Raw genomic sequence first — 22,130 nt, 5'->3', positions numbered from 1 at the left:
GGTCAGGCGGGGGCGTCCGGCTCGGCCCCCTGCAGCGCGCCGAGCCCGTCGCGCAGGCGGTCGAGCAGCCGAAACAGCGTGACGCATTCCTCGGTCGAGAATCCGGCCAGCGCCGCATCGTAGTACTGGCGGATGCTGCCCAGCATCTCGGCCCAGGTGGCGGCGCCGTGCCGGGTCAGCCGCACATGCCGGAGCCGCCCGTCCGCGCCGGCGCTGCGCGCGCGCTCGACCAGCCCGGCCTTCTCGAGCCGGTCCAGCACGGCGGTCAGGTTCTGCCGGCTGACCATCAGGAAGCCGATCAACTCCTTGACCGTCATGCCGCGCTCGCGGGCCGCTGGCCGCGACAGCGCGCCCAGCACCGCCCATTGCTGCGTGGTCGCGCCGAAGCCGCTGACCGCGCGCGTGCCGGTCTTATGCATGAGGTTGGACGCCTGGTAGAGCCGCAGGAACAGGCGGTTCGCCATGTCGAACCTCGCCTTTTCGTCCTGTGCCCCGGCGGTCGTGGATTGATCCATCAATGCCTTGCCATTTTAATGTTGAATATAGCATACCATTGTCATATCAACGCCGCCAGTAAGGAGGCGACATGCGCGGTCTCAGGGACAGGGTGGTCATCGTCACGGGCGGCGCCGGCGGCATCGGCAGCGCAACCTGTCGTCGCTTCGCGGGGGAAGGCGCCCGCGTCGCGGTATTTGACATCGACGCCGCCGCCGCGGGGCGGCTCGCGGCGGAGATCGGCGACGCCGCCCGCGCCTTTGCCTGCGACATCACCGACCACGCCGCCACCGCCGCGGCCGTCGCGGCGGCAGAGGCCGCGCTCGGCCCGGTCCATGCGCTGGTGAACAATGCCGGCTGGGACATCTTCCGCCTGTTCAAGGACAGCACGCCCGAGGAATGGCGGAAGCTCATCGACATCAACCTGGTCGGCGCGCTCAACATGCACCACGCGGTGCTGCCGGGGATGTTGGCGCGGCGCGCCGGGCGGATCGTCAACATCGCTTCCGACGCCGCGCGCGTGGGCTCGTCCGGGGAAGCGGTCTACGCCGCCTGCAAGGCCGGGCTGCTCGGCTTTTCCAAGACCCTCGCGCGCGAACACGCACGGCACGGCATCACCGTGAACGTGGTCTGCCCCGGGCCGACCGACACCGCCCTGTTCGCCGGCTACAAGCAGGGCGCCGGCAATCCCGAGAAGCTGGACGAGGCCTTCCGCCGCGCCGTGCCCATGGGCCGCATCGGCACGCCCGACGACCTGCCCGGCGCGATCCTGTTCTTCGCCTCCGACGACGCCGCCTACATCACCGGCCAGGTGCTGAGCGTCTCCGGCGGCCTGACCATGGCCGGTTGAAGGAGCGACCCATGACCTACGAGGACATCCTGTTCACCGTCGAGGGCGGGGTCGCGACCATCGCGATCAACCGCCCCAAGGTGATGAATGCCTTTCGTGGCAAGACCTGCGAGGAGCTGATCCACGCCTTCAACAAGGCAGGCTGGGACAAGGCGGTGGGCGTGATCGTGCTGACCGGAACCGGCGACCGTGCCTTCTGCACCGGCGGCGACCAGTCGGCCCATGACGGCAACTACGACGGCCGCGGCATCATCGGCCTGCCGGTCGAGGAACTGCAGTCCATCATCCGCGAAGTGCCCAAGCCCGTGATCGCCCGCGTGCAGGGCTATGCGATCGGCGGCGGCAACGTGCTCGCCACCATCTGCGACCTCACCATCGCGTCCGAGAAGGCGCAGTTCGGCCAGGTGGGACCCAAGGTCGGCTCGGTCGATCCCGGCTTCGGCACCGCACTCCTCGCGCGCATCGTCGGCGAGAAGAAGGCGCGCGAGATCTGGTACCTCTGCCGCCGCTACACCGCGGCCGAGGCCATGGCCATGGGCCTCGTGAACTGCGTGGTCCCGCACGACCAGCTGGATGCGGAAGTGGCGAAATGGTGCGCCGAGATCCTGGAAAAGAGCCCGACCGCCATCGCCATCGCCAAGCGGTCCTTCAACGCCGACAGCGACAGCATCCGCGGCATCGGCGGCATGGGGATGCAGGCGCTGGCGATGTACTATGCCACCGAGGAAAGCCGCGAGGGCGTCCGCGCCTTCAACGAGAAGCGCAAGCCGGACTTCCGGAAGCACCAGAAGTGACGGGCACCCTCACGCCCGAGCAGCGCGAGATCCAGGAGGCGGCGCGCCGCTTCGCGCGCGATCGCATCGCGCCCGGCTACATGGCGCGGGAGAAGGCGGCGCGCGTTGACCGCGACCTGGTGCGGGAGATGGGCGCGCTCGGCCTGATCGGCGCCGACCTGCCGGAGGAGCATGGCGGGCTCGGCGCGCCTTCGGTCACGGCCGGCCTCGCGATCGAGGCGCTGGCCCATGCCGACATCAACGTCAGCTACATCCCGCTGCTCGCCTCGCTGAACGGGCAGATCATCGCGCGGCACGCCGCTCCGGCCCTCGCGGGCGAATGGATTCCGCGCATCGTCTCGGGGGAGGCGCTCACCTGCATCGCCCTGACCGAGCCGCGCGGCGGGTCGGATGCGGCCAACCTGCAGCTCTCGGCGCGGCGCGACGGCGGCGACTACGTGCTGAACGGGGAGAAGACCTCGATCAGCATGGCCGACCAGGCGGATGCCGCGGTGATCTTCGCGCGCACCGGCGCGGCGGACGCGGGGGCGCGCGGCGTCTCGGCCTTCCTCGTGCCCATGGACACCAAGGGCGTGGCCACCACGCGCTTCCGCGACCTCGGCAGCCATGCGATCGGGCGCGGCTCCATTTTCTTCGACGATGTCCGCATCCCGGCGGCGAACCGGCTCGCCGAGGAAGGCATGGGCTTCGTGCAGGTGATGCAGGGCTTCGACTATTCGCGCGCCCTGATCGGGCTGCAATGCTGCGCGGCGGCGCAGGCCTCGCTCGACGAATCCTGGGCCTATGTGCAGGGCCGCGAGGCCTTCGGCGCGCCGATCGCGCAGTACCAGGGCGTCACCTTCCCGCTGGCCGAGGGGGAAGGGCTGATCGCCGCCATACGTCAGCTCTGCTACCACGCGCTCCGCCTGCGCGACGAGGGCGCGCCGCACACCGCCGAGGCCGCCATGTGCAAGTGGCTCGGCCCCAAGACCGCGGTCGACGTCATCCACCAGTGCCTGCTGACGCACGGCCACTACGGCTGGTCGCTCGACATGCCGCACCAGCAGCGGCTGCGCGACGTCATGGGCCTCGAGATCGGCGACGGCACCGCGCAGATCATGAAGCTGATCGTCGCACGCGAACGGGCCGGCAAGGCCGCCGTGCAATACGCGACCCGCCGCTGAGCGGGCGAAGGGAGGACGCATGGACACGGATCGGGACCGGCTGGCCGCCCGGCGCGCGGCGATGCGCGCGGCCGGGCATTGGCGCGACGAGACGCTGCTCGACCACCTGGCGCGCGCGGTGGCGGGGCGCCCGGACCACACGGCCATCGTGGCCCGCCGGTCCGAGGGCGGGGCGGCGCGGCGGATCACCTATGGCGGGCTCGACCGGCTCTCGACGCTGGTCGCCATGTCGCTGCGTGAACGCGGCGTGGGGCGCGGCGACGTCGTCTCCTTCCAGCTGCCGAACTGGTGGGAATTCTCCGTCCTGCATCTCGCCTGCCTGAAGCTCGGCGCGGTCAGCAACCCGCTGATGGTGATCTTCCGCGAACGCGAGCTCGGCTTCATGCTGGCGCTGGCGGAAGCGAAGGTTCTGGTGGTGCCGGCCCGTTTCCGCGGCTTCGACTACCCGGCCATGGTCGCGAACGTCCGGGACCGCCTGCCGGCATTGCGTCATGTGGTCGTCGTCGGCGGGGAGGGCGCCGAGGGCTTCGACGCGCTGCTCGCGCCCGCGGGCGACTCGGCCGGCTTCGTGCCCGTGCCGCCCGGCCCGGACGACGTGATCCAGCTGCTCTACACCAGTGGGACCACGGGCGAGCCCAAGGGCGTGACGCACAGCTCGAACACCATGCTGTCTAACCTCGCCCCCTTCGCGGAGCGGCTGGGGCTTGGGGCGGGCGACGTGATCCACATGCCCTCGCCGCTCGCGCACCAGCTGGGCTTCATGTACGGCATCGTGCTGCCGGTCATGCTGGGCGGCACCGCGGTGCTGCAGGACATCTTCGCGGCGCCCGAGATGGCCCGGCAGATCCGCGACGAGGGCGCCACCTTCACCATGGGCGCGACCCCTTTCCTGAACGACCTGACCGAGCATGTCGCGCAGTCGGGCGAAGCCACGCCGAGCCTCAGGGTCTTCGTCTCGGCCGGCGCGCCCATCCCGCGCGCGCTGGTGGCCAAGGCGCGCCCGACGCTCGGCGCCGCCATCGTCTCCGCCTGGGGCATGTCGGAGAACGGCGCCGTCACGACCACGCGGCTCGACGACGCGGAGGAGAAGGCGACCACCACCGACGGCTGCCCCCTGCCGGGGATCGAGCTGCGCGTGGTCGACGCCGAGGGGCGCAATGTCCCGCCCGGTGAGCAGGGCAGCCTGCAGGTGCGCGGCTGCTCCAACTTCCTGGGCTACCTGAAGCGCCCGGAACTCGACCCGTCGGACCCCGACGGGTGGTTCGACACCGGAGACCTCGCGCGCATGGACGCCGAGGGCTACATCCGCATCGCCGGGCGATCGAAGGACATCATCATCCGCGGCGGGGAGAACATCCCCGTGGTCGAGGTCGAGGGCCTGCTGTTCCGGCATCCCGCGATCGCCGAGGTCGCCGTGGTGGGCTTCCCCGACGCGCGGCTCGGCGAACGAGCCTGCGCCTATGTGCGCCTGCGCGAAGGCGCCGCCCTGACGCTGGAGGAGATGGTCGCCTACCTCCAGGAGCAGCGGATGGCGCGGCAATACATGCCCGAGCGGCTCGAGATCGTGACGGAACTGCCGCGCACGCCGAGCGGCAAGATCCAGAAGTTCCGGCTGCGGGAGATGGCGCGGACGTCACCGGCCTAGCCCCCGCGGCCGGCGTCAGTTCGGAATCTCGAGGTCTTCGGACAACACCACGATCTGCACGGCGTAGGACACCTCGCCGTCCTCCGCGTCGCGGTGGATGGTGCCGATGAACTCGTCGCCCACCTTGAGCTCGGTGGAGCCGCCCTTGCGCTCGGGCGCCGTCACGGCGATGCGGTTGTTGCCGAAGAGGCGACGGAGATGCGCCTGCACGGCGGCGCGTTCGGCCGGGGTCATGGGGTTGTCCTCGTGTCTGGAATGGGGCGCTGGATAGCGGCGCGGCGCCGGGGGTGCAAATCCGGCGCGCCACGGGCAATCTGTGCAGCCCGCCATGGCCCTGCCCCCCGCCTTCCTGGACGAGCTCCGCGCCCGCACCCCGCTGCCCGGCCTCGTCGGGCGGAAGACGCGGCTGCTCAAATCGGGCCGGAACTGGAAGGGATGCTGCCCCTTCCACGGGGAGAAGACCCCCTCCTTCTACGTCTATGACGACCATTTCCACTGCTTCGGCTGCGGCGCGCACGGGGATGCCATCTCCTTCGTGATGCGCGCCGAGGGCGCGTCCTTCCCCGAGGCGATCGAGCGCCTCGCCGCCGAGGCGGGGATGGACGTGCCCAAGCCCTCCGCCCAGGAGGCGGCGCGGGAGCGCCGGGCGCGCGACCTCCATGCCGTCATGGCCGCGGCGGCCGAGGCCTATCACCGCCGCCTGTTCCTGCCCGAGGGGCGCCAGGCGCTCGACTACCTGCGGAACCGGGGCCTGACGGAGCGGACGATTCGCGATTTCGCGCTGGGCTGGGCCCCGGCCGGGCGGGGCGCCATCTCCGCCGACCTGAGGGGGGAGGACGTCACGGAGGACCAATTGGTCGAGGCCGGGCTGCTCCGCCCCGGGGAGGCCGGCGAACCGGCGCGGGATTTCTTCTACGCCCGTGTGATGTTCCCGATCCGCGACCGGCGCGGGCGCGTCATTGCCTTCGGCGGGCGCATCCTGGGCGACGGCCAGCCGAAATACGTCAACAGCCCCGAGACGCCGCTGTTCCGCAAGCGGATGGGCCTCTATGGCCTGGACCTGGCGCGGGAGGGCGCCTTCCGCGGCGCCCCGGTGCTGGCGGTCGAGGGCTACATGGACGTCATCGCGCTGCACCAGGCGGGCTTCGCGGGCGCGGTCGCGCCGCTCGGCACCGCGCTCACGCCCGAGCAGTTGCAGGAATTGTGGCGGCTCTCGCCCCGCCCGGTGCTCTGCTTCGACGGCGATGCCGCGGGCACGCGCGCCCTGCTGCGCGCCGCCGAGACCGCCCTGCCGCTGATGGAGGCCGAGCAGGGGATGGCCGCGATCCGCCTGCCCCAGGGCCAGGACCCGGACAGCCTGATCCGCGCCGGCGGCCGCATGGCCTTCGAGCACCTGCTGGCCGCGGCGCCCGACATCTTCGAGGTGATCTTCGACGTCTCCCGCGAGGGGCTCGACCTGCGCAGCCGCGAGGCGCAGGAGGGTTGGCAGCGGAAGCACGAGGCTTGGCTCGCCGCGATCGCCGACCGGCCGAAGCGCGCCTCGGTCGCCCGCCGCTTTGGCCAGCGCCGGCGCGACGTGCTGCGGGAGATCGAGGCGGCCGAGCGTCGCAAGGGCTTCCGGCGCGGCCCCCAGGCGGGGCGCGGCAGCATCGCGGCGGCGACGCCGCATTTGGTCAGCACGCGCCTGCCGGCGCCGCGCCCGGCCATCGCGCCGGCCCCGGTTCGGGCTGAACGCGCCCGCATGCTGCTGGCGATCCTGCTCCGCCACCCCTGGATCCTGCCGCAGGTGGAGGAGGCGATCGGGCTGCTCGACCTCCCCGATGGCCCCGCCGCGCAGCTTCGGGCCGCAATTCTCGCATGGCCCGATGGGCCTGAACGGGTTGACTCCAGGGGGTTGATCGCCCACCTCGCATCAAGCGGAGCAAAGGATGCTGTCGACTGGGCGCTCGCGCCTGCCGGCCTGCCCCTCGCGGCGCGGGCCGAGGCCCTGCCCGGGGAGGTCGAGGAAGGCTTCTGGCATTTCTTCCTGCGCCTGCGCGGCGAGGCGGAGTTGATCGAGGACCAGCAGGAGGCGCGGCGGATGCTCGCGGAAACCAACGATCCCGCGGCCCAGCGCCGCCTGATCCTGGTTTCGGAGGCACTGGACGCACTCCGCCGGGGGGAAGGCGCAGCCGGGGCAGCCGGCGACGCCGCATAGGGTAGAGGCAGTTTTTTCGGGCATCCGGCCACAATCGGATGCCCGAAACCGTTGGACGGAGCGGAGAGCGCATGGCGAGCAAGGCGGCGGCAGGGGCTGAGACGACCGAGACCCGGGACGAGCAGGTCGAGGGACTGCTGCTCGACACGCAGTCGGCGGCCGTCAAGAAGCTCATCGCCCGCGGCAAGGAGCGCGGCTACGTCACGGTCGACGAGCTGAACGCGGCCCTGCCGTCCGAGCAGGTCTCCTCCGAAATGATCGAGGACACCATGGCGATGCTGAGCGAGGCCGGCATCAACGTGGTCGAGAACGAGGAGACGGAGGACGGCGACGCCGTCGCCAAGCCCGCCGAAAAGAAGGATGGCGAGGAGGAGGAGGAGTCCGGCGGCAACGTCGACGAGGAAAGCCTCGGCCGCACCGACGACCCGGTCCGGATGTACCTGCGCGAGATGGGCAGCGTCGAGCTGCTCTCGCGTGAGGGCGAGATCGCCATCGCCAAGCGCATCGAGGCCGGGCGCGACATGATGATCGGCGGGCTCTGCGAGAGCCCGCTCACCTTCCAGGCCATCCTGCGCTGGCACGAGGCAGTGAAGTCGAGCCCGCCGCGGATGCTGCTGCGCGACGTGATCGACCTCGAAGCCACCCAGACCGCCGGCAACCCCGACGGCGCGCCCGCCGCCGCGGCCGAGGAGGAGTTCGAGGAAGGCGAGGAGGGCGAGGGCGTCGGCCTCTCCCTCTCGGCGCTCGAGGAAAAGCTGAAGCCCGACGTGCTCGCGACCTTCGAGCAGATCGAGGGTCTCTACGGCAAGCTCTCGAAGCTCTCGAACAAGCGGATGGAGGCCTATACCTCGGGCGAGGAACTGGCCGGCCGCGGCGAGAAGACCTACGAGAAGTCGCGCCGCGAGCTGATCGCGCTGGTCGAGCAGGTCCACCTGCACAACAACCGCATCGAGGAACTGGTCGACCAGCTCAAGGGCCTCAACCGCAAGCTGACGGTGCTCGAAGGCCAGGTGCTGCGACTGGCGGAGGCGCAGAAGGTCAAGCGCGAGGAATTCCTGCAGCATTGGCGCGGCAGCGAGCTCGACCCCGCCTGGCTCGATCGCGTCGGCGCCCTGCCCGGCAAGGGCTGGAAGGCCTTCGTCGCGAAGTCGAGCGAGGACGTCGAGGCGATCCGCTCCCGCATAAGCGAGGTTGCGAACGCGACCGGCCTGCCGGTCGCCGAGTTCAAGCGCGTCTATGCCACGGTCAGCCGCGGCGAGCGCGACATGACCCAGGCGAAGAAGGAGATGATCGAGGCCAACCTCCGCCTCGTGATCTCCATCGCCAAGAAATACACCAACCGCGGCCTGCAGTTCCTGGACCTGATCCAGGAGGGCAACATCGGCCTGATGAAGGCGGTCGACAAGTTCGAATACCGCCGCGGCTACAAGTTCTCCACCTACGCGACCTGGTGGATCCGCCAGGCCATCACGCGCTCCATCGCCGACCAGGCGCGGACCATCCGCATCCCGGTCCACATGATCGAGACGATCAACAAGCTGGTGCGCACCAGCCGGCAGATGCTGCACGAGATCGGCCGCGAGCCGCAGCCCGAGGAACTGGCCGAGAAGCTCGGCATGCCGCTCGAGAAGGTGCGCAAGGTCCTCAAGATCGCCAAGGAGCCGATCAGCCTCGAGACGCCGATCGGCGACGAGGAGGACAGCCACCTCGGCGACTTCATCGAGGACAAGAACGCGGTCATCCCGCTCGACGCCGCGATCCAGTCCAACCTGCGCGAGGCCACGACCCGCGTGCTGGCCTCGCTCACGCCGCGCGAGGAGCGCGTGCTGCGGATGCGCTTCGGCATCGGCATGAACACCGACCACACGCTGGAAGAAGTGGGCCAGCAGTTCAACGTCACACGCGAACGCATCCGCCAGATCGAGGCCAAGGCGCTGCGCAAGCTGAAGCACCCGTCGCGGTCGCGGAAGCTGCGGTCCTTCCTGGACAACTGACGATTGACCCGCCCCGCCCCGTCCCGCGAGACTGCGGATGGGTGGGAAGGGCAGGGCCATGGGCATCACGAGCGCCGATCCCGTGCAGCAGGTGACGGTCGACGTCACCTTCCTTCGCATGGACCGCCGCCCCGGCCACCCAGCGCCCCCGCTGCCCGGCGGCGTCCGCGTGGACCACGCGCTGCGGTGCTCGGTTCCCTTCTACCGCTACCTCTACGACACGGTGGGCGAGCCCTGGCTCTGGTGGATGCGGCGCACGGCCTCGGATGCCGAGCTCGCCGCGCTGCTCGCGATGCCGGCGGTCTCGATCCATGTGCTGGTCAAGGATGGCGAGCCCGCCGGCTTCTACGAACTCGACCGTCGCCACCCGCAGGTCGTGAACCTCGCCTATTTCGGGCTCATGCCCTGGGCCATCGGGACGGGCCTCGGCCGCGCCTTCCTGCGTCACGCCATCGATGCGGCCTGGGCGGCGGGGCGGCCGGCGGTCACCGTGAACACCTGCACCGCCGACCATCCGCGCGCCCTGCCCGCCTACGTCGCGGCGGGCTTCCAGCGGCTGCGGACGGTGCGCGAGGTCTGGCCTGTGCCGACGCGGCTCGGGCTCAAGATCCCGGCGCACCTGGCGCAGGGCTGAGGCCGGGCGCGGCGGTTCAGCCCGGCCCGCGCACGGCCCCCGGCCCCGGCCCGACCAGCCCGAAGGCCCCCCAGAGCGCGGGGTGCGAGGCGCCCGGCACGTTCCGCGCAAGGTCAAGCTGCGCCGCGCGTAGCGCCTCGGCCATGCCCTGCCCCTGCTGCCGGTTGCGCAGCGTATAGGCCACGATCCGCGTCGCCGCCGCGTCGTTGACATACCAGTGCGTGACCATCAGCGACCGCGCGCCCGCGTAGAAGAAGGCCCGCGCCAGCCCCGAGAGGCTCTCCCCCGACCCTTCGCCCACGCCCGAATTGCAGGCCGAGAGCACCACCGCATCGGCATCGAGCTCAAGGTCGAGCACGGTGCCCGCCGTCAGCAACGCACCGCGCGCGTCGCGGGCGCCGGGGGGCGCCGAGGCCACGATCGCCGCGTCCTGCAGGCAGGACAGCTCGCCCGGCAGCAGCCCGTGCGTCGCGAAATGCAGCACGCGCACGTCGCGGAGCGCGGTGCGCTGCACCGAGGCCGCGGTGAAGGCGGCCCCGAGCCGCTTGTCCTGCTGCGACGCCCCCATCAGCTGCGCCGAGGCCTGCAACTCGATCCCGGCGGTCGCCAGCGGCGGCAGCGCGGCCAGCAGCCGACCGCATTCCGCCGAGGCGAAGGTCCGCGCCGCCTGCGCTGCCGGCACCGGCACCGGCGCGCCGAAGCCGAACCAGGGCTGTGTCGCCCGCGATTCCCCCGCCCGCCGCAGCGCGACCAAACTGGACGGTGCGGGCACATGCGCCACCGGCAGGCGGGCCAGCAGGAAGGACAACCCCTCATGGCCCGTGGGCGCCGGGGGCGGGGCCTCGACCAGCACGCCGAAGGGCAGGGACAGCAACTGCCCGGTCGGCACGACGACAAGCCGTTGCGCGGCCGCCAGGGGCGCCGCGACATCCCCGAACAGGGCCTGGTGCAGCCGGTAGGCGGCGTCGGCGTCGAAGGGCTTCTGGCCGTTACCGTCCTCGAGGCTGGCGCGCAGCCGGCGCGAAAGCGCTTCCACCTCCGTCCCGCGCGCACCGATCCGGCCGGCGGCGATGGCGCCGTCCCGCAGCACGAAGGTCCAGCCGGGGGCGGCCGGAGGCAGGAAGATCGAGGCCAGCGCCTCCCCCGGGGCCAGGGCCGCCAGCACCTCGCCGGCGGGGGCGACGGATTGCAGCAGCTGCGCGAAGCCCGGTGCCGCCGCCTGCGCCGCCTGGTCGGCGTCGAGTTGCGCTTCCTGCGCTTCCGCGATCTCGGCGTCGAGCGCGGCGACATCGGGTCCGGCGCCGCGGCCGGCGGCCGCACTCGCCTCGTCCCGCGCGCGATAGAGCCCGGCCAGCCGCTGCCCGGCCGTCTCCCGCGCGCGGATCGCCTCGGCCGCCGCCGGGTTGCTGCGCGATTCCGTCAGCCGCGCCGCGGCACGCGCGATCTGCACCGCGGTAACGTCCCCCTGCGCGAGCTGCGCTGCCTCGAAGGCTTCGGCCAGCAGCGCCTGGGAACCGCCGGCGCTGCCGGCGAAAGCATCGACGCAGGGCGCGATGGCCCGCGCCGAGGTGCCTTCCCGCAATTCCCGCAGCACCGCGACCGCCTGCCGGCATATCCCGAGGATCGCGGCACGCCCTGTGCCGGCCTCGGCGCTTGCCTCGGCCTGGAGCAGCAGCGTGTCGGCAAAGGGGCGCGATCGCGGGACGCCGCGGGCGAAGCGGTCCGCCGAGCGGGCGAAATCCCCGGCGGCGCGGCGCGGGGCCCCGGCGCTCTCCGCCGCCGCCCCGCTCGTGCGTGCGAGCCGCGCCGCGATCAGGTCGGCGCCGAGCGCGCCCGGCGCCGCCGCGGCCAGCGCCTCGGCCTCGCGGGCGGCAGCCTCGGCTTCCTGGGTGCGGCCGGCGCTGCGCAGCAGGGCGGCGCGGTTCCGGCGGACCTCGACCGTGCCGACGATGGCGCGCGCGGCCAGCGGGTCGAAGGCCGCACCGCCCGCCTCGGCCGCGCGTCCGCCCGGCACGCCGAGGCCGGGCGGCAGGTCCCGGCCATAGAGCGCCTCCGCCCTTGCGAAGGCGGCGAGGCCGCGGTCGGCGCGCCCGCGATTGGCCTCGTGCAGGCCGCGATAATGTTCGAGCTGCGCGCGCGCCAGCGGGTCGGTCGCGCGCGCGGCGAGCGGCGCGGCGCGATCCAGGAGCTGCTCGGCCTCGGGGAAGCGCCCCTGGTTCGACAATTGCAGCGCGAGCCGCATCATCGGCGCGAAGGTGTCGGGCGCGCCGCCGCCGAGCAGGCGTTCCTGCGCCGTCAGCGCGCCGCGATAGGCGGTCTCGGCGGCGACGAAGCGTTCCGCCTGGTTGGCGTCGCGGCCGATCGTCATCAGCTGTTCGAAGCGGGCGATGTCGCCCGCGCCGAAGCTGTCGCGCGCCAGCCGTGCGGCCATCATGTCGAGGGCGGCGGAGGGCGGCAGCGCGCCCTCCGGCTGCGCGAGCCCTGCCAGGATGCCGATGGCGCGCTCGGCCGCGGGCAGGGCCGGCAGCACCCCTTCGGCCTGGAAGCCACGGCCGCCGGCGGCGGCCACCAGGGCGAAGGCCGGCCAGCCGCCCACGCGCCGGCGGCATTCCAGCAGCGCGGCCGGCTGCCCGCCCAGCACCGCGGTTGCGCGCGGCGCCTCGCAGGCGAGGCGGCTGTCGAGCGCGGTTGCGGCCTGGGCTGCGAGCGTCGGCACCGGCGCCGCCGGCACCTCGCGGATCCGGGCGCTGGGCGATTCCCAGGCGCCGCAATAGACCTCGGCGCCGCTGCCGCTGCGCAGCATCCGACAGTCCTCGCCGCGCGCGTTCTGGCCGATGGCGAAGGCGGCCGCGGCGGTTGCGGCCGAGCCGCCGGGGACATAGGCCTCGGGCGGCGGCGTCTCGCAGGCGGCGAGCGCCAGCAGCAGCAGCGCGGGGCGAAGGGGCGCGCGCATCAGTAGTCTCCCCCGCGGATGTCGGGCGGGGCGAGCTCGTTCTCCTCCGAGCGGTCGCGGCCGGGGCGAAGGCTGAGTTCCGGATCCGGCTGGCGCAGCCGCTCGACCGCGGCCAGCAGGTTCAGCGGGTCGAGCACGCCGGTCACCGCCTCCGGGTTGTTCGGCAGCGGCAGGGGGGTGGGTGGCACGGCGCAGGCCGCGACGCCGATCGGGCAGTCGTTGAAGGTGAAGTCGTCCGCCTGCGGCGGCGGGTCGGGCAGCAGTTCGCCCTGCACGGTCGCGCGCCGGCCGCGCGCGGCGGCGGGGCGGCCGGGCACGCCGGCCAGGGTGCCGAACAGCGTGGCGCCGCGGCCGCCCAAGACGGTGAGGCCGCGCGCGTCCAGCGTGCCACCGGCCGTCCCGTCCGGGCCGAGCGCGAGTTCCACGGCGGCGCCGCGCGCGTTGAGCCCGCCGAAGGCGATGCTGGGCGCCGAGACGTAGAGGACGTTCGAGGTGCGCGCCTCGCCAGCGAGGCTCGCCGCGGTCCGTGCCAGGACGATGATGTCGCCGGCTGCCGCGACGAGGCCGTTCACGGTGACGGTGGCGCCCGAGAGCAGCAGGTCCCCCGACGTCGCGATGGCCGAGAAGCCGTTCACGGCCACCCCGCCATCGGCGAGCAGCGTCGTCGCCGCCGCCGTCGCGGTGCCGTCCACCTGCAGCCCGCCGCCCAGCACCTGCACGAACAGCGTGCCGCCGGCCGAGACTGTCGTACCGCCGGGCACGCCCAGCAGCGGCGTCGTGGCGACCAGGCGGAAATCCCCGCTCGCCGTGAAGCCCGCCAGCGTCGCGAGGGCATTGCCGGGATTTGCCAGTGTGACCGACCCGCCGGCCGCGCCGGTCAGCGTACCGACGGCAAGGTCCGCGCCCGGGTCCTGCGCGATGCCGGCCAGGCTGCGCAGGTCGAGCGTGCCCGGCACGGCGAGCGGCGCGACGACGGTGATGCCGTTCGCCGTGGTGGCGAGCGTGCCGTCGAGCGTCGTGGCGCCGATGCGCAGCGTTTGCGACGTGATGGCGGCAAGGTCGGCGCTGGTGATCTCGAAGCCGGCGCCGAGCGGTTGCAGCACCGGCAGCGTGACGGCGGCCGGCGAGAAGGGGGCGATCTCGACCAGCGGCGCCGCGATGGCGCCGTTCGCGAGGTTCAGGCTGCCCACGCGGAAGGAGATGCGGTCGGTCGCGTCGAGGGTGGCGCTGTCATCCATCGTGAGCGCGCCCGCGGTGCGGATGCCGATGGCGCCCGCGCGCCCCTCGGATTCACTGCTCGGGCCGGTTCGCACCAGCAGGTCCGTGATCCCGTTGTCGAGCAGGAAGGTGCCGGCGACATCGAGGTCGACGAGCAGGTCGACGGCATTGGCCGCGCTGCCGAGCAGCGCATCCCCGCCCGAGATCACCTGTAGCCCGCCCGTCGTGATGCCGCCGCCCGACTGCACGATGCCGCCCTGGCCCGCCTGCAGCCCGACGAAGCCGTCGACGGCCGTGACATTGCCCGCCAGCGAGATCGCGCCCGGCAGCGCCGGGTCGAGGTTGGCGGAGCCGCCGCTGAACGCCGCGGCGGCGAGCAGCCCGATGATGCCCCCGCTCGGCCCATCGGCCGTGACGCTGCCCGCGGCCGTGACGGCCAGGTTGCCCGACGCGGCGAGCGAGACGAGCCCCAGCCCCTCGTTCGTCGTGGCGAGCACCGGCGCGGCGATGGTCAGGTCGCCGCCCTCCACCTGGATGCTGATCGTGGCGTTGCTGCCACCCGCCGAGGCGGTGACCGGCCCGGTCACGACGAGGCTGGCGAGGTTGCGGAGCGCGATGCCGTCCCCGGCGCCGATGCCGGCCACCGCCTGGATGGCGTTGTCGCCGAGAAGTTCAACCGTGCCCGGCGTCTCGACCACGAGTTCCGCTGCGGCGATGCGCGAGGGCGCCTGCTGCGTCACGCCGGGGGTCGGCGCCAGCGTCAGCCGGCCTCCGACCGTGACCTCCCCGGTCACCTGCAGCCGCTGGTCGGCCGCCTGGAAGTCGAAGATGTCGGTCCTGAGGAAAAGGCCGCCGCCAACATTCGATGCGCCGAGCGCGCCAATCTGGTTCGGGGTCGGCTCCAGCCCGGTGCCGGCGAAGTCGAAATTCGCTGTGCCCGGCGTGCGGACCTGCAGCAGTGCCGCGCGGATGAACTCGGTCTGGGAGATGCCGCCAGCGCCCGCCTGCAGGTCGAGCAGCCCGCCCGTCGAGGTGCCGGTGCCGCCGAGCGCGATGGCGTTGCCGGCGGAGATCGTGATGCCCGTGGCATCGGATAGCCCGCCATTGCCCTGCACCACCACATCGCCCGTCCGCGCGATCAGCGTCAGCCCCTGGAAGCCCGAGATGCTGTCGTTCACCTCGAGATTGCGGCCGGCATCGAGCGTCAGCGCCCCGCCGACCGTGTCGCCGGCGACCGGGGCGTTGACAAAGATGTCCCGCGACGCCTCCAGCCGTACGTCCCCGGTCAGGAACTCGATGGTCGAGGATCGCAGGAAGGCCTGGTCCGGCGGGTCGTCGGCGCCGAGCACGTTGCCCACGATGTTCGCCTCGGTCGTGCCGGGCGGCGGCGGCTCGGTCGGGCCGATGATGGTCAGGTCGATCGGGTCGATCAGGATCGTGCCCTGCGCGCCCGCCGGCGCGCCCGTGTCGATGCTGCCGAGCACGAGCAGCCCGCCCTGGCCCGAGACCTCGACGAAGCCGCCATCGCCCCCCTGCGGCCCGCCGCGCGCCGAGATGCGGCCACCATGCGCGGTATAGTCCTGCGAATTCACGATGACGGTGCCGCCGGTGCCGCGTTCCGTCGCATCGGCGCGGATCTCGGCGCCGGCTGCGATGCCGGTGCGCCGCGCAAGGCGCGGGGTGGCCGAACCGCGCAGCGTCGTGCCGATCGCGACCTCGCCGCCGCCCGCGGCACCCGAGGCGTCGATGCGTGCGCCGGCATCGACCAACACGCGGTCGGCCACCGCCTCGATCGTGCCGCCGCGCGTGCCGGCGGCGCGGCCCGCGGCGGTCACCTCGCCCTCGATCCGGATGGCGCCGCCCGTGCCCTGGATGGAAATGCGCCCCGTCCGGCCCGTCGCCGCGTCCGTGTCGGCCGAGATGCGCCCGCCCGCGCGAACGAGATCCTGCACGATGCCGTCCGCCGCCGCGGCGGTGATCTGGACCGTGCCGCCCTCGGCCGAGATCGTGCCGCTGTTCGTGACCAGCGCGACGCCGCCGCCCGGCGCCTGGCGCACCGCGCCCGTCACCTCGATGGAGAGCAGCCCGTCGCCGTGCAGGTCCACGACATGGGTCTCGCCGCCCGCCAGCGCCACCCGGCCGAGCCGCGCGGTGATGGTGCCGCGGTTCGCCACCTGCGGCGCCACCAGCGCGGCGAGCCCGGCATCGCGGATCGTGATGGTGCCGGCGTTCTCGATGCGCGCATCCGCGCGCCCGGCACGGTCGAAGATCATGCGCCCGGCGAGGAAGTTCTCGTTGCTGATGTCGGCCGAGGAGACGATCAGCCCCGCAGCCTCGACCTGCGCGCCCTGGCTGAACACCACGCCCGACTGGTTGACGATGGCAATCCGCCCGTTCGCCGTGATGCGGCCGGCGATGGTCGAGGGGTCGGGCGTCGTGACGCGGTTCAGCGTGATGGCGGAGGCGGAGGGCTGCTGGAACTGGACGTGGTGCCCGGAACCGACGTTGAAGCTGCGCCAGTCCACGATGCCGCGGCTCTGTGACTGCTGCACCTGGGTCGTCGCCGGGTCCTGCCGGATGGTGATGCCGCCGGCGACGACGCGGTCGAGCACCGGGGCCTGCGCCGCAAGCGGGCCGGGCAGCACGAGCGCCGTCCCGCAAAGCAGCGCGGCGCGGAAACGGAGGAGCATGGGGCTCATGGTGGCCTCCGGTCAGAGACGGAACAGCATGCGCCAGTAGAAGGCGTCTTCCTTCAACTCGTCGGCGAAGGCGCCGCCGGGCCGGCGCTCGAAGCGTCGCACGCCTTCGACCTGGAATTCTGCGTTCTGGGTCACGCCGAAGCGCGCGCCGAGCCCGGCCGAAGCGATGGTTCGGTCGGGGTCCTGCGACCGGTTCTCCCAGGTCTGACCCCAGTCGTAGAAGGTGTAGACGACCGGGTCGATGCGCACGGCGCGCCCGAAGACCGGCGTTTCCAGCGAAACCGACAACTGCAGCTCGACCGAGGCGGCGAGCGCGCTGTCCCCCGTCACCTCCCCCGCGTAGTAGCCGCGGCCGAGCCGTGCGCCGCCGAGGTAGTACTTTTCCGCCTGCGGCAGCACGTCGGACGACCACTGGCCCGCGAGCGTGCCCTGCAGCGCGAGCAGCGCGCCGTCCCAGGGCGCGAACAGCGACTGGGTGCGGCTCGCCTCGAAGGTGATCTTGGTGAAGTCGGTCTGCGCGCCCGCGCGGCTGAGGAAGGCGCTGCCGCTCTCGCTCGCGCCGAGGCCCGAGATGCCCTGGCTCAGCCGCAGCGAGAGAAGGTTCACAGCCGAGCGGTTGTCGCCGAGCAGCTGGTCGAACACCGCCCATTCGCCGCCCAGGCGGAACACGCGCAATTCATCGCGGCTCAGCACCTGGTCGCCGAGCGCGCCGCCCTCGAGCTTGATCTCGGTCTCGATCAGGTCGAAGGCCGCGGCGACCGTCAGCGTCTGCTGCCGCCGCCGGATCACGGGATAGGAGACCGCGATCCCGCCGACCGAGGTGGTGCCCTGGTAGCCGATGTCGCGCAGCGGTGAGGCCGGCCGGGAATCCCCCGTGCCGGCATAGATGCGCACGCGCGTGCCCGATCCGCCGACGAAGAATTCGGTCGAGGCCTGGCCGAAGAGCTGCGTGCGGCCATTGGCGTAGAACAGCGACAGCTCGGTCCGCTCGCCGAAGGACGTGAAGGAGTTGAACTGCACCGCGGCGAGCCCCTGCTCGGTGCCGGTCAGGCGGAAGCCGCGGTTGTCGGCGGTGACGTAGCCGCCGATCGCCTGGCGCGAGACCTGCGCGACCAGGCTGAGTGCGCCCGGCGCCGTGCCGGCCGGGCGGAGGATGGCGCGCATGGAGACGCCCGGGATGTCCTCGGCCAGCAGCAGCCAGCGTTCGAGTGTCGCCACATCCACCGGCCGGAGCCCGCGCAGGTGTTCGAGGAAGCGCAGCACCTGCGTCCCCGCAGGGCCGATGTCGCCGTCGAGGCGCACCTCGACGATCTCGGCCTCCCCCACCACCAGGCGGAGCAGCCCGTCGCGCTCGACCACCGCATCGACGGTGGTGAAGACGTAGCCGGCGTCGCGATAGAGCCCGAGGATGGCGACCCGTGCCTCCTCGATGCGCGACAGCGGCACGGCGGGGCCGGTCAGCGGGCCGGCGGCGGCTTCGAGACGGTCGCGCGGGAAGGCGGTGGCGCCCTCGATCGCGAGGCTGCGGATCGCGACGGGGCGCGCCAGGGCCGGGTCCTGCGAAGGCGCGGGCGCGGCGCCGCGCGGCGTGCCGGGGCCGACGCGGGGCGGCGCCTGCGGTGCGAGGTCGGGGACCGGCGTGCCCTGGCGCGGTACGACGGCGCCGGCCGGGCCCTGTGCGGTGCCCGGGGCGCTTCCGGCGGCCAGAAGCGCCACGATTGTGAAGCCAAGCCTGAGCCGCACCGGTGCTGCCCCCCCTGAAGCCCGGCGCGCCAAGCGGTGCCGGACACCCTCACCCTGAGGCGCACCATGGCACGTGCGGGCGGGGACGTCGACAAATGTCGAATGGCGCCAGCGATCTGCGGGCCGCGCCTCAGACGTGGGCGAAGAGCGGCGCGCCCGGCCTCTCCCAGCGCGTGCGGAGCACGGTGCCGGTCTCGCTCTCCGTGATGAAAAGGTCGCTGTTGTCTGGTCCGCCGAAGCAGACATTGGTGGTGCCGAGGCCGCGCGGGGACCGGATGCGCAGCAGCGGCTCCCCGAGCCGCGAGAAGATCCAGACCGTGCCCATCCCGGCATGCGCGACCGCGATGTTGCCGTCCACGTCCATCGCCATGCCGTCCGGCCCCGCGAGCCCGCCCGACATGGCGATGAAGCGGCCGACACGGATGACCCCGCCATCCTCCGTGATCGGCACGCGCCAGATCGCGTTGTCGCGCGTGGCCGCGACATACAGGGTATGGGCGTCGCCGGTCAGCACCAGGCCGTTCGGGCTTGGCACGTTGGACACCAGCGCATCGGCCTGCGCCGCGCCGGCGCGCAGCCGGTAGACCCGTCCCGCAGGGTCGTGCAGCCCGGTCTGGCCCTGGTCGGTGAAGAACAGGTCGCCGTTCATCGCGAAGGTGCAGTCGTTGACGCCGCGGAAGCCCTCCCGCCGCGCGCGCGGCACCAGCGGCGTCACCGCCCCGGTCTCGGGGTCGAGGCGCAGCAGCCCGCGCTTCGCATCCGTGATGGCGGCCCAGCCGTCGCGATGGAAGGCAAGGCCGTTCGGCTCGCCGTCATAGTCGGCGACGACGCGCCATTCGCCGGCCTGGCTCACGCGGAAGATGCGGCCGAAGACGATGTCCGTGAGCCAGAGGTCGCCGGCGCGGTCGAAGGACGGGCCCTCGAGGAAGGAATGCGGCGTCGCGCCGCCACGGCCATAGAGCCATTCGCTGCCCCGGCCGCGGATGCGGAGCGCCTCGGGCAGTTCCGCGTGGACCTCGGCGGTGACGGAGGGCGGTGCTGCGTACATGGCCCTATCCCAGCGTGATGTTGGCGTCGCGGATCAGCCGCGCGGCGCGTTCGCGCTGCGCGACGACGAAGGCGGCAAACTCCGCCGTGCTGCTGGCCACCGGCACGATGCCGATCTGCGCCATGCGCGCGCGGACATCCGGCTGCGCCAGGGCGAAGACCGCAGCCGCGTGCAGGCGCGCGACCGCCGCGGGCGGCGATCCCGCCACGGTCCAGAGCCCGTTCCATTCGTCGAAGTCGAAGCCCGCGTAGCCCTGTTCGGCGATGGTCGGCATGTCGGCCAGGGCGCCGATCCGTCGTGGCCCCGCGGCGCCGAGCCCGCGCAGCCGCCCGCCCTGCACGTGTGCCGTGGCGGCCGCGGCCGAGGCGAAGGCCATCGCGACATTGCCCGCAACCAGGTCCGTCATGGCGGGGCCGCCGCCGCGATAGGGGATGTGGATCACCTCGATCCCCGCGAGCCGCGCGAACTCCACCATCGCGAGATGCGCCCCGGTGCCGTTGCCGGAGGACGCGTAGGACAGCGTCCCCGGCCTCGCCCGGGCCGCGGCGACAAGGTCTGCCAGCGTGCGGTGGGGCGATGCGGCGGGCACCACCAGCATCTGCGGCTGCAGGGTGAGCTGCGTGATCGGCGCGAAGGCGGTCGTGTAGTCGAAGGGCAGGCCCTGCATCAGCGTCGGGTTCACCACATGACCCATGCTGTCGAGCAGCAGGGTGTGGCCGTCCTTCGGCGCGCGCGCCACCTCGGCCGCGCCGATCGATCCGCCCGCGCCGCCGCGGTTCTCGATCAGCACGTTCTGGCCGAGCTGCGCGATCAGGTGCGGTTGCAGCAGGCGTGCCACCGTGTCGGTGCCGCCGCCCGGCGGATAGGGCGGAATGAGGCGGATCGGCTGCGTCGGGAAGGCCTGCGCGCGGGCCGCGCGCGGCAGCATCGGCAAAAGCGCGGCGCCCAGCAGGGCGCGCCGTGGGGTCGCCATGGTCGTTCCTCCGTCGTTGCGCGAAAGGCTAGACCGGCAGGCGCGGCGCGTCACCCGGGGGCGGCTTCACGCGTGCGGCGGGCGGTGCGAAGATCGCGCCATGAACGATGCAGCGGCCGGCACGGCGTCGGCGACCTCCGACCTTGTGCTGCGCGCGCTGTCGCGCCGCGGCACGCGCCGGATCTGGGGCGTCCCCGGCGGCGGCTCCTCGCTCGACCTCATCCGCGGCTGCGATGCGGAGGGGATCCGCTTCGTGCTTTGCCGGCACGAAGGGTCGGCGGCGATGATGGCGGTGGCGGATGCCGAACTGACCGGCGCGCCGGGCGTGGTGTTGACGACCAAGGGGCCGGGCCTGTTCAACGCCGCGAACGGCGTCGCCTGCGCGACGCTCGAGCGCGCGCCGGTGGTTCTGGTGACGGATGGCTTCACCGAGGCACAGACGCGCTGGATCACGCACCAGGTCTTCGACCAGCAGCGCGCGACCGCCGCCTTCGTGAAGGGACATGCGCGCTGCGAGGATGGCGACGCGGCCGCGGCGTTCGAGGCGCTGCTCGACACGGCGCAGGCGCATCCGCGCGGCGCCGTGCATCTCGACCTCACCTCCGCCGCGGCGAAGCGCGTGGCGCAGGGCGCGCCGCGCGCGAAGGCGGCAGTGGCGCCGATGCCTGACCTAGGCGCGCTGCGCGCCGCTCTTGCAGGCGCGCGCCGCCCGGTCCTGGTGCTGGGGCTCGAGGCGACCGAAGCCGCGCCCGACCTCCGCATGCTGGCCGAGGCGTTGGGCTGCCCCGTGCTCGTTACCTACAAGGCCAAGGGCGTGCTGCCGGATGCGCATCCGCAGGTCGTCGGCATCTTCACCGGCGGCACTCTGGAGGCCGCCTGCGTGAACGAGGCCGACCTGATCCTGCTGGCCGGCGTCGATCCGGTGGAGTTCATCCTGCAGCCCTGGCGCTACCGCGCGCCCGTCGCCGAGATCGCCGCGCGGCCCTTCCCGGTGCACTACACGGCGCCGGCGGCTCGTGCCTATGGGCCGCTCGCGCGCATCGCCGCGGCGCTGGCCGATGGCGCCCCGCGCAGCGCCTGGACACCGGGCGAGATCGACGCGCATCGCGCGGCGATGCTGGGCGCGCTCGCCTGGCCGGCGGGCGGGCAGGGGGTGGCGCCGCCGCGCATCGTGCAACTGGCGGCCGAGGCCGCCGCGCGCGCCGGGCGCGACCCGCGCGCGAGCGTCGATGCCGGCGCGCACATGTTCTCGGCCACCGCCTTCTGGCCCTGTTCGCGGCCGCGCGACCTGCTGATCTCCAACGGCCTCGCCTCCATGGGCTTCGCCCTGCCGGCCGGGATCGCCGCCGCGCTGCACGACCCCGCGCGCGGCGCCGTGGCCTTCACGGGCGATGGCGGCCTCATGATGTGCCTGGCGGAACTCGCGACCGCGGCCGAGGTGGGCGCGCGTGTGGTGACCATCGTGTTGAACGACGGTGCGCTGTCGCTCATCGACATCAAGCAGCAGCAGCGGCAATTGCCGCCCGAGGGCGTGCGCTGGGCGCGGCCGGATTTCGCTGCCGTCGCGGAAGGGCTCGGCGCACGCGGTTTCCGCGCCCCTGACGAGGATGCTCTGCGCGCCGCGCTCGACGCCGCGTTTGCGACCGACGGGCCATCCCTGGTCGACGTCACGGTCGATCCGGCGGGCTACATGAAGCAACTCGAGGCAATGCGGGGCTGAGCGG

15 protein-coding genes are annotated in these 22,130 nt (G+C 72.9%); 8 read left to right on the top strand and 7 right to left on the bottom strand.

Annotation, left to right across the window (positions count from 1 at the left end):
• Positions 1–2: 2 nt before the first annotated feature.
• The gene (locus E8M80_RS09815) at positions 3–464 is read right to left on the bottom strand and encodes a MarR family winged helix-turn-helix transcriptional regulator (protein ID WP_206035603.1); all 462 of its coding nucleotides are present in this window, start codon (positions 462–464) and stop codon (positions 3–5) included.
• Between the two features lie 122 nt (positions 465–586).
• Here E8M80_RS09815 and E8M80_RS09810 point away from each other — a divergent pair, with 122 nt between their 5' ends.
• From E8M80_RS09810 to aliA, 4 genes are read left to right on the top strand one after another with little or no spacing between them, the layout of a single operon-like run.
• Positions 587–1,345, top strand: coding sequence for an SDR family oxidoreductase (locus tag E8M80_RS09810; RefSeq protein ID WP_137125507.1), 759 nt, complete (start codon positions 587–589; stop codon positions 1,343–1,345).
• Between the two features lie 11 nt (positions 1,346–1,356).
• Positions 1,357–2,139 carry a 2-ketocyclohexanecarboxyl-CoA hydrolase gene (badI, locus tag E8M80_RS09805; protein WP_137125506.1) on the top strand — a complete coding sequence of 261 codons (783 nt, stop codon included), beginning with the start codon at positions 1,357–1,359 and terminating at the stop codon, positions 2,137–2,139.
• Entirely contained in the window at positions 2,136–3,302 is a 1,167-nt protein-coding gene (aliB, locus tag E8M80_RS09800; protein WP_137125505.1) for a cyclohexanecarboxyl-CoA dehydrogenase, read from the top strand. The genes badI and aliB overlap by 4 nt, the downstream gene beginning before the upstream one ends.
• 19 nt (positions 3,303–3,321) lie before the next feature.
• Positions 3,322–4,947 carry a cyclohexanecarboxylate-CoA ligase gene (gene aliA / locus E8M80_RS09795; protein WP_137125504.1) on the top strand — a complete coding sequence of 542 codons (1,626 nt, stop codon included), beginning with the start codon at positions 3,322–3,324 and terminating at the stop codon, positions 4,945–4,947.
• A 15-nt stretch (positions 4,948–4,962) separates the two neighbouring features.
• On the opposite strand, the gene E8M80_RS09790 is transcribed toward aliA, so the two are convergent.
• On the bottom strand, positions 4,963–5,181 hold the full coding sequence (locus tag E8M80_RS09790) for a DUF3126 family protein (protein WP_137125503.1): 219 nt from the start codon (positions 5,179–5,181) through the stop codon (positions 4,963–4,965).
• A gap of 94 nt (positions 5,182–5,275) precedes the next feature.
• Between E8M80_RS09790 and dnaG the strand changes: the two genes are divergently transcribed.
• From dnaG to E8M80_RS09775, 3 genes are all read left to right on the top strand, one after another.
• The gene (gene dnaG, locus E8M80_RS09785) at positions 5,276–7,144 is read left to right on the top strand and encodes a DNA primase (protein WP_137125502.1); all 1,869 of its coding nucleotides are present in this window, start codon (positions 5,276–5,278) and stop codon (positions 7,142–7,144) included.
• A 71-nt stretch (positions 7,145–7,215) separates the two neighbouring features.
• Positions 7,216–9,138 carry an RNA polymerase sigma factor RpoD gene (rpoD, locus tag E8M80_RS09780; RefSeq protein WP_137125501.1) on the top strand — a complete coding sequence of 641 codons (1,923 nt, stop codon included), beginning with the start codon at positions 7,216–7,218 and terminating at the stop codon, positions 9,136–9,138.
• Positions 9,139–9,196: 58 nt separating this feature from the next.
• A complete protein-coding gene (locus E8M80_RS09775; protein ID WP_137125500.1) occupies positions 9,197–9,772 on the top strand; it encodes a GNAT family N-acetyltransferase in 576 nt (191 codons plus the stop codon).
• A 16-nt stretch (positions 9,773–9,788) separates the two neighbouring features.
• Here the strand turns inward: E8M80_RS09775 and E8M80_RS09770 are convergent, their stop codons facing one another.
• From E8M80_RS09770 to E8M80_RS09750, 5 genes are all read right to left on the bottom strand, one after another.
• Positions 9,789–12,725: a CHAT domain-containing tetratricopeptide repeat protein gene (locus tag E8M80_RS09770; protein ID WP_137125499.1), complete on the bottom strand. Its 2,937-nt coding sequence runs from the start codon at positions 12,723–12,725 to the stop codon at positions 9,789–9,791.
• A complete protein-coding gene (locus E8M80_RS09765; RefSeq protein ID WP_137125498.1) occupies positions 12,725–16,642 on the bottom strand; it encodes a filamentous hemagglutinin N-terminal domain-containing protein in 3,918 nt (1,305 codons plus the stop codon). Before E8M80_RS09765 ends, E8M80_RS09770 begins: the two co-directional genes overlap by 1 nt.
• A gap of 12 nt (positions 16,643–16,654) precedes the next feature.
• A complete protein-coding gene (locus E8M80_RS09760; RefSeq protein WP_170979312.1) occupies positions 16,655–18,385 on the bottom strand; it encodes a ShlB/FhaC/HecB family hemolysin secretion/activation protein in 1,731 nt (576 codons plus the stop codon).
• Between the two features lie 130 nt (positions 18,386–18,515).
• Positions 18,516–19,433, bottom strand: a complete 918-nt coding sequence (locus E8M80_RS09755) for an SMP-30/gluconolactonase/LRE family protein (RefSeq protein ID WP_137125496.1) — start codon at positions 19,431–19,433, stop codon at positions 18,516–18,518.
• 4 nt (positions 19,434–19,437) lie between these two features.
• The gene (locus E8M80_RS09750; RefSeq protein WP_240789968.1) at positions 19,438–20,406 is read right to left on the bottom strand and encodes a tripartite tricarboxylate transporter substrate binding protein; all 969 of its coding nucleotides are present in this window, start codon (positions 20,404–20,406) and stop codon (positions 19,438–19,440) included.
• Between the two features lie 100 nt (positions 20,407–20,506).
• Between E8M80_RS09750 and E8M80_RS09745 the strand changes: the two genes are divergently transcribed.
• Positions 20,507–22,126 carry a thiamine pyrophosphate-binding protein gene (locus E8M80_RS09745; RefSeq protein WP_170979311.1) on the top strand — a complete coding sequence of 540 codons (1,620 nt, stop codon included), beginning with the start codon at positions 20,507–20,509 and terminating at the stop codon, positions 22,124–22,126.
• The last annotated feature ends 4 nt before the right edge of the window (positions 22,127–22,130 follow it).

The organism is Roseomonas sp. HF4 (assembly GCF_005222755.1).
GTDB lineage: Bacteria > Pseudomonadota > Alphaproteobacteria > Acetobacterales > Acetobacteraceae > Neoroseomonas.
This window is presented reverse-complemented; position numbering and strand designations above follow the sequence as displayed.

What these genes read in the sequence shown, in the direction of transcription:
- E8M80_RS09755 (WP_137125496.1), bottom strand. Translation starts at nt 19,433, where the DNA reads ATGTACGCAGCACCGCCCTCCGTCACCGCCGAGGTCCACGCGGAACTG.
- E8M80_RS09790 (WP_137125503.1), bottom strand. Translation starts at nt 5,181, where the DNA reads ATGACCCCGGCCGAACGCGCCGCCGTGCAGGCGCATCTCCGTCGCCTC.
- E8M80_RS09750 (WP_240789968.1), bottom strand. Translation starts at nt 20,406, where the DNA reads ATGGCGACCCCACGGCGCGCCCTGCTGGGCGCCGCGCTTTTGCCGATG.
- aliA (WP_137125504.1), top strand. Translation starts at nt 3,322, where the DNA reads ATGGACACGGATCGGGACCGGCTGGCCGCCCGGCGCGCGGCGATGCGC.
- E8M80_RS09765 (WP_137125498.1), bottom strand. Translation starts at nt 16,642, where the DNA reads ATGAGCCCCATGCTCCTCCGTTTCCGCGCCGCGCTGCTTTGCGGGACG.
- rpoD (WP_137125501.1), top strand. Translation starts at nt 7,216, where the DNA reads ATGGCGAGCAAGGCGGCGGCAGGGGCTGAGACGACCGAGACCCGGGAC.
- E8M80_RS09775 (WP_137125500.1), top strand. Translation starts at nt 9,197, where the DNA reads ATGGGCATCACGAGCGCCGATCCCGTGCAGCAGGTGACGGTCGACGTC.
- E8M80_RS09745 (WP_170979311.1), top strand. Translation starts at nt 20,507, where the DNA reads ATGAACGATGCAGCGGCCGGCACGGCGTCGGCGACCTCCGACCTTGTG.
- badI (WP_137125506.1), top strand. Translation starts at nt 1,357, where the DNA reads ATGACCTACGAGGACATCCTGTTCACCGTCGAGGGCGGGGTCGCGACC.
- dnaG (WP_137125502.1), top strand. Translation starts at nt 5,276, where the DNA reads ATGGCCCTGCCCCCCGCCTTCCTGGACGAGCTCCGCGCCCGCACCCCG.
- E8M80_RS09810 (WP_137125507.1), top strand. Translation starts at nt 587, where the DNA reads ATGCGCGGTCTCAGGGACAGGGTGGTCATCGTCACGGGCGGCGCCGGC.
- E8M80_RS09770 (WP_137125499.1), bottom strand. Translation starts at nt 12,725, where the DNA reads ATGCGCGCGCCCCTTCGCCCCGCGCTGCTGCTGCTGGCGCTCGCCGCC.
- E8M80_RS09815 (WP_206035603.1), bottom strand. Translation starts at nt 464, where the DNA reads ATGGCGAACCGCCTGTTCCTGCGGCTCTACCAGGCGTCCAACCTCATG.